The organism is Pseudomonadota bacterium, from assembly GCA_034660915.1.
Classification (GTDB): Bacteria; Desulfobacterota; Anaeroferrophillalia; order Anaeroferrophillales; family Anaeroferrophillaceae; genus DQWO01.
The window spans coordinates 1-6,392 of record JAYEKE010000134.1 but is presented as its reverse complement, the minus strand read 5'-3'; the positions used below and the strand labels follow the sequence as shown (position 1 = coordinate 6,392).

Sequence of the window (6,392 nt, the reverse complement as noted above, 5' to 3'; positions counted from 1 at the left end):
GCCACTGAAACTGTAGGCATAGCTGCAAACCCCCATAAATTAAAAACCTAAAATAACATGGTCATTATAACCATTATGTCCATATAGTAATATCAATTTGCAAACAGGTAGTCAACAAAAAATATCTGCCATGATTACTCCGCCAGATTCGGTGCAGAAGAAGGTTTGGGGCATAACCGGATCGTTGGCGTAACCGCTTGAAACAACTATTCTCATGTCATGCCAAGGCGGTTTAAAGATCAAGTTCGATACGAACCATCACATCTTCATGACCGGCAACCCGAAAACCAAACTTTTTGACAAAATTCAACATTTTATAGTTATCTGAAAGTACCAGTCCGTAGAAATTTTTCAGCTTGCGGTCTCTGGCTATATCAATGAGCTTTTCCATCAGAATCCCCCCGATGCCGCTCTGCTGCCATTCATCCGCCACCACAATAGCAAACTCATATTCATCGCTGTGGGCATAATAGACCAACCGGTTGACGCCGATGGTCAATTCCCGACCATCCTTTTCTACAACCGCAATAATAGCCATTTCCCGATCATAATCTATCTGGGTAAAACGAGTCATTTGCTCATCAGCCAGTTCTTTTCCATAGGAAAAAAAACGGTAATAACTGGTTTCCCGGGAGAAAGAAGAGACAAAAAGATAGTGAGCTTCGGCGTCTTCCGGCCTGATGGGCCGAATCAGGACTTTGGTCCCGTCTCTGAGAACAGCATGGGACTCATATTGATTAGGATAGGGAGTGATGGCCAGATGATCAGGAGATTTGAGCCCCCGGTCTTTAAGCACAATCTTGGCATCAACGATGTAAAAGTTATTGTCACTGATCATTAAAGGATTAATATCAATTTCCTGGATCCGGGGAAAGTCAATCGCCAACTGGGAAATACGAACCAGAATTTCCTCAAGTTTTTCCAGCTCAAAGGGCAGCCATTGGCGACAGGATTCAAGCCAGCTTTTCTTAATAAGTTTCCCGGCCAGCAATCGATTTAATGGCGGCAGGATAACTGCTTCCACTACCCGCATTCTGGCCAGCAGACCGCTCATCCCCAAAAAAATATAGGGTCCGAATTCAAGGTCAGTACGGACTCCAAGATGCAGTTCAAAGGTCCCTGGCCCAATCATCCGCTGGACGGTGAGACCATTGGTTCCGGGAAGTCCGGCAACAGCCTCCAATTCCACCCAGGCATGTTCAAGCGCCACCCGGCTATGCAGGGCCAGATGAACACCGTGAAAATCACTCTTGTAATAATGTGCCGGGTCATTATTTTTCAAAACCACCGGATAACCCAGGTTGTCCGCCTTCTTCCGCCCCTGTTCAAGGCTGTAAACCACAAAAGTTTCATTAACCGGCAGACAATAGGTTTTCAGAATTTCCTTACCTGCCGACTCACTGAGTAATTTCGCTTCTTTTCCACACTGTGAAGCAATCAGTTCTCCGGCCCGGGGGAAATCATATTCCAGTACCCGGTTAAAACGCGGCGGCACAATGACCACTTTTTTCAATTTGGCATAATAGCGCATCCCATAATAGTAAGCGTTAACGGCTTCTTCGACACTGAAAAAAATGCTGTTTGCCGGGTCTTCCAGTCCAGCCGCCCGGGCGGCGGCATGGTCACCGCGGTTACCGAGCCAGATATAGATCATTTTGACCCGTTGCTCGGCAGCTGCTGCCCGAACCTCATTGATAATCTGTCCCGGATCAAGCCAACCACTTAAAACCATCACCACCATCAGGGCATCAAAATCACCCTCAAGAAGTGAAAGTTTGATCACCTCGATGAAACGTCGGCTGTCTGCTTCACTGGAAATACAGATGGGATTCAAGCCGGCGGAATACGGCTGCAGATGTTTTTGCAAGCTGTTTTTAAGCTTTGCCGATAACATATCAAGCGTTAGTTGCTGATCAGCCAGGCTGTCAACCACCAGGACTCCAAGCCCTCCGGAATTGGTAATAATTCCCAGGTTCTCACCCGACGGCAGCTTCTGTGGCGACAGAGATACTCCGGCAGCCAGCAATTCGGCAAGGGTTTTAACCCTGATCACTCCGGCCCGGCGAAAAGCGGCATCATAAACATGGTCATCGCCGGCAAAATGGCTGGTATGTTTTTTAATCACTTCCCGGGCCAGGTCACCCTTGCCCCCTTTGATGGCCACAATCGGCTTGACCATGGACACAGAACGACAGGCACTGAGAAATTTTTTCACATCATGCAGGTTTTCAATATAAAGCAGGATACAGCGAACATTGTATTCCCAGCCCAGGTAATCGATAACATCCCCGAAATCAACATCAACCAGTGAACCAAGGCTGACGACATGACTGAAACCCACGCCTTTTTCCGCTGCCAGGTCAAGAATGGAAGAGATAATCGCCCCACTCTGGGAGATCAGGGCTATTTTCCCATCCGCCGGCACAGTTTCAAAAAAGGAGGTGTTAAACTGATGGCCGGGAACAATCAGGCCAAAGGATTTAAACCCCAGGAGACGGACATTATTTTTTCTGGCGGCGGCAACGATTTCCTGTTCATGCTTCTCACTTTCAAACGCCCTCCCACCCCGGGTAATAATCATATTTTTCACCCGGAGTTTTCCACCGGCAGCCAGAATGGCGGGAATTTCCACCAATGGCAGAGAAACAATCAACAGATCAATCTCTTCAGGGATGGCATCCAGACGATCATAGCAGTGACCGTGATTTTTGAACCAGCAGTTTTCACCACCGCAACCATCCAGGTTGATCATCAGCACCTGTTTCCCCCGTGAAGCTCTCAGGTTCTGATAAACCACCTGTTCCTGGCATGAACGACAGTCATAGCGACCGAGGAGGCCGATGGTCCGGGGATTGAAAAGATGGTTGAGATTGTAGATACTCATTTAACCACCGGGATATCACTCCAGCGAGTGGTGTAAGCCGGGGTCATATTCCCTGTTTTCGACCGCCATGGCTGTTTCAGCCCTTCAGCCGCAAAACGGATGATCCCATTGCCCAGGCGACTATTGATTCCATCCACCGCCGACATCAACCGTTCTTCCCGCCGACGGTCAATGGTATCAATCATGGAGGCCTGCACCTGGCTGACGGGCAGCAAACCATGCAGCAGAACTCCGGCCTTCTTGTAACGATAACCGGGACGGAAAATACCATCCACCGCTTTAAGAGCATAGCCCAACAGTTCCCTGGTGGATTGACTGGACACCGGCAGCTCGATGGTTGCAGAATTATAGTAGCAATCCGCCGTGCCAAAACGACTGGTACGCAAAAATACTGTCAACGCTGATACTGACAGACCATAGTTCCTGATCTTGAACGTCGCCCGGGAAATATAGCTTGCCATGGCCTCCTTCATGGCGGCAATATCTTCTACCGGTTCCCTGAAAGAACGGGAGCAGCGAACACTTTTGGGAATGGGCGGTTCTTCTTCGATGCCGTAGCAGGAAATTCCCTGGAGCTCCAGGGCCAGACGCCGACCATTAACGCCAAGTTTCTGCCGCAGCCACTGCCCATCGGCATCCCGCAACTGAAGGGCAGTACCAATACCTCGCCTTTCAAGCCTGGAGGCTGTCCGGCCGCCCACTCCCCAAACATCCCTGACATTAGTCAGCTCCAAAGCCGGTTCAAGATATGATGAAGCGACCAGGTCAACAATCCCGGCAGCTTTTTTCGAACCTTTGGCAAAATGAGCCGCCAGTTTGGCCAGGGTTTTGGTTGCCGCCATCCCGATTGAAACTGGAATCCCGGTCCAGCGATAAACGGTGTCTTTCAGCTTCCGGGCCAGGGCCCGTCGTTTCGACCAGTTGAGGCCGGACAGGTTTAAAAAAGCTTCATCAATGGAATAAACTTCCATTTCCGGACTGAACCGCAGCAAAATATTCATCACCCGCCGCGACATGTCACCATAAAGGGCGTAATTGGAAGAAAGCGCCACCACGCCGTGTTTATCGATCAGCGGCCGGGCCTGAAAACATGGCATTCCCATCTTGATCCCCAGTTTTTTGGCCTCCCCGGAACGAGCGATGATGCAGCCGTCATTATTGGAAAGCACTACCACTGGCCGCCCCCGGAGCCCGGGGTTGAAAACCCGCTCGCAGGAAACATAGAAATTATTGCAGTCGACGAGGGCAAAGATGGGGGCCATAAATCATTATACCATTACAGAGAAACTATCATAGGGAGTGGATCACATAGGTAACCACGCCCCAGAGTTCAAAGTCCATGTTTTCCTGTACTTCAATCGGCTTGTAAGCCTGATTTTCCGGCAGCAGGAAAAGCCGTGCACCAACTTTACGCACCCTTTTAACCAGCAGCTCAGCATTAATTATCGCGATCACCACTTTGCCGTCCACCATCTCCAGAGAACGGTCCACCAGCAGCAGGTCACCGTCATGGATGCCGGCATCAATCATCGAATCACCGGTCACCCGAACAAAAAACGTTGCCGCCGGATGTTTGATCAGATGCTGATTCAGATCCAGAACCCCTTCAAGATAATCATCAGCCGGAGAGGGGAACCCGGCCGAAACCGAGGCCACGGCCAGGGGCAGCGAACAGGAGGGAGCCTGCTCATCGGTGGCAAAGACAGCCGTTACCCGGGTTTCATGCAAAGGCATCTATTATTCTCCAAAGGCAAGAACTTTCTCCGTCAGAAACCCAACAACCGGCGGGCATTCCGGAGGGGAAAAAGAGGAAATTCCTTTATTCGCTTCCTCATCTAACCTCAAACTAGCGCATCAATATCCGCATGGCAACCATTTTTCACCCTTTTTACCCCTTGCAAAAATCATCAACCGGCATTATTAGTAACTTACTGCCGACTCCCCTAATAATAGTGTCTGTGTAGGTCTGCGTGGGTCTGTGGCTAATCTTTAATCTGGATTGCGAGCATAGCCCATTTTAGTTTATTATCATGGTACGAATTAAAATCAACCTGCCGGAAAAATTTATTTTTTCCACCGAAATCAAACCGCGGATTACTGAGATGAATTATGGCGGCCACCTGGGAAATGACGCCCTGCTGGCCATTGTCCATGAGGCCAGGGCCCGCTTTCTAACTGCTCATCAATGGAGTGAAATGGATATTGGCGGCTGCAGCCTGATCATGGTCGATGCCGCTCTTATGTATTTAGCAGAAGTTTTCTACGGCGACACCCTGCATATTGAAGTGGCGGTCGCAGATATGAGCCGCAGCGGCTGTGATTTTGTTTTTCGTTTAGCCACCGGCGAAAATGGCCGGGAGGTGGCCAGGGTAAAAACCGGTATCGTCTTTTTTGATTATCAGAAAAGGAAAGTGGTCAAGATGCCGGAAGTTTTCAGAAACCTGATTACCGGGTAATTGGCCGGGTAATCAGAGCATGGTAATTGAAAACATTAAACCACCAGGGAAGCTGGTGGTTTAATGTTTTCAATTATAAAAATGGGTTTTCGATTCTCAGATTCTGGATTTTTTGTCCATGCTGCATATCTTCAGTCAACAATACGGAACAACTCGATTTCAAGGCCGCCGAGATTATTAAAGAATCATAAAACGAATACCTGGTGGTCGTATAGATATCCAAGCCTGTGGAAATGAAATCGTAACTGGGATAAACAACATTTAACTGCATAAAAACCTTTTCCAGATATTCCTTGGCCGCGAGTATATGCATTGGTAATTTGAATTTTTTGGTAGCTACGTTGTAGAATTCCTGAATTACCTGAATACTTATGTAGCCCCTGTCGTTAGATAGTGTATTTTTGATTATCTTTTTCGCCTTTTTTCTCTTTTCGGGTTCATCCAAGTCGAAGGAGTAAACAAAGATATTGGTATCAATGAAGCAGTCATCTTTCATTCATCTCCTCCCTGGTAAATTTTTTACCGGAATTGACAGTTGCGAGAGACTCCATTAAACTCTCGTAATTGCAGCTTATATTGTCTCTGTTTGCATACTTGAAAATCCACTCGCGAAATAACTTATTAATAGAAGTTTTCTCTTGTTCAGCTTTTTGCCGAGCTTGTTTTAACAACACTTCATCAGCACTCAAGGTGATATTTCTGATCATTTTCTACCTCCAAAGGTAAAATATTGGTAACTATTCAGCACATCTTTATGAAGTGCACTGCTGTGAGCAAAACCGGGACTGTCCCAGGCTTTTGCGGCGCATGTCGACATTGTTTCATAGTCCGTAAACATCTGGGACAGCCCCCGGTGAAGCTGGGGACAGTCCCGAGTTTACTTGAGCGGACCCTTAAGTAGCGATACAATGTGCTGAATAGTTACAAATATTGTACATAAATACTATACACTACTAAAGTGCAAGTCAAGTGGGATGTTTGAAAAATTAATTTGGTCAGCGTAATTAAAGCTCTTCTCTCTTTGCCAGTACCTGCTGGATCGACCTTAGAGT

At 47.8% G+C, this 6,392-nt stretch carries 6 protein-coding genes; 1 reads left to right on the top strand and 5 read right to left on the bottom strand.

The features are described from left to right. Positions 1-232: 232 nt before the first annotated feature. Genes U9P07_08285 through umuD form a run of 3 tightly spaced genes read right to left on the bottom strand, consistent with a single transcriptional unit; the run spans position 233 to position 4,618 of the window. Positions 233-2,884 carry a GNAT family N-acetyltransferase gene (locus tag U9P07_08285; protein MEA2109399.1) on the bottom strand — a complete coding sequence of 884 codons (2,652 nt, stop codon included), beginning with the start codon at positions 2,882-2,884 and terminating at the stop codon, positions 233-235. After that, positions 2,881-4,146: a Y-family DNA polymerase gene (locus U9P07_08280; protein ID MEA2109398.1), complete on the bottom strand. Its 1,266-nt coding sequence runs from the start codon at positions 4,144-4,146 to the stop codon at positions 2,881-2,883. Before U9P07_08280 ends, U9P07_08285 begins: the two co-directional genes overlap by 4 nt. 28 nt (positions 4,147-4,174) lie before the next feature. Beyond that, positions 4,175-4,618: a translesion error-prone DNA polymerase V autoproteolytic subunit gene (gene umuD, locus U9P07_08275; protein MEA2109397.1), complete on the bottom strand. Its 444-nt coding sequence runs from the start codon at positions 4,616-4,618 to the stop codon at positions 4,175-4,177. 296 nt (positions 4,619-4,914) lie between these two features. Here umuD and U9P07_08270 point away from each other — a divergent pair, with 296 nt between their 5' ends. After that, entirely contained in the window at positions 4,915-5,340 is a 426-nt protein-coding gene (locus U9P07_08270; protein ID MEA2109396.1) for a thioesterase family protein, read from the top strand. Between the two features lie 73 nt (positions 5,341-5,413). Here U9P07_08270 and U9P07_08265 read toward each other — a convergent pair whose 3' ends face one another. Both U9P07_08265 and U9P07_08260 read right to left on the bottom strand, forming a co-directional pair. After that, the gene (locus U9P07_08265) at positions 5,414-5,836 is read right to left on the bottom strand and encodes a PIN domain-containing protein (GenBank protein ID MEA2109395.1); all 423 of its coding nucleotides are present in this window, start codon (positions 5,834-5,836) and stop codon (positions 5,414-5,416) included. Continuing rightward, positions 5,826-6,047, bottom strand: coding sequence for a hypothetical protein (locus U9P07_08260; GenBank protein MEA2109394.1), 222 nt, complete (start codon positions 6,045-6,047; stop codon positions 5,826-5,828). The genes U9P07_08265 and U9P07_08260 overlap by 11 nt, the downstream gene beginning before the upstream one ends. Positions 6,048-6,392 lie beyond the last annotated feature (345 nt).

Coding starts and splice junctions, on each gene's coding strand:
- U9P07_08285 (MEA2109399.1), bottom strand. CDS start 2,884: ATGAGTATCTACAATCTCAACCATCTTTTCAATCCCCGGACCATCGGC.
- U9P07_08280 (MEA2109398.1), bottom strand. CDS start 4,146: ATGGCCCCCATCTTTGCCCTCGTCGACTGCAATAATTTCTATGTTTCC.
- umuD (MEA2109397.1), bottom strand. CDS start 4,618: ATGCCTTTGCATGAAACCCGGGTAACGGCTGTCTTTGCCACCGATGAG.
- U9P07_08270 (MEA2109396.1), top strand. CDS start 4,915: ATGGTACGAATTAAAATCAACCTGCCGGAAAAATTTATTTTTTCCACC.
- U9P07_08265 (MEA2109395.1), bottom strand. CDS start 5,836: ATGAAAGATGACTGCTTCATTGATACCAATATCTTTGTTTACTCCTTC.
- U9P07_08260 (MEA2109394.1), bottom strand. CDS start 6,047: ATGATCAGAAATATCACCTTGAGTGCTGATGAAGTGTTGTTAAAACAA.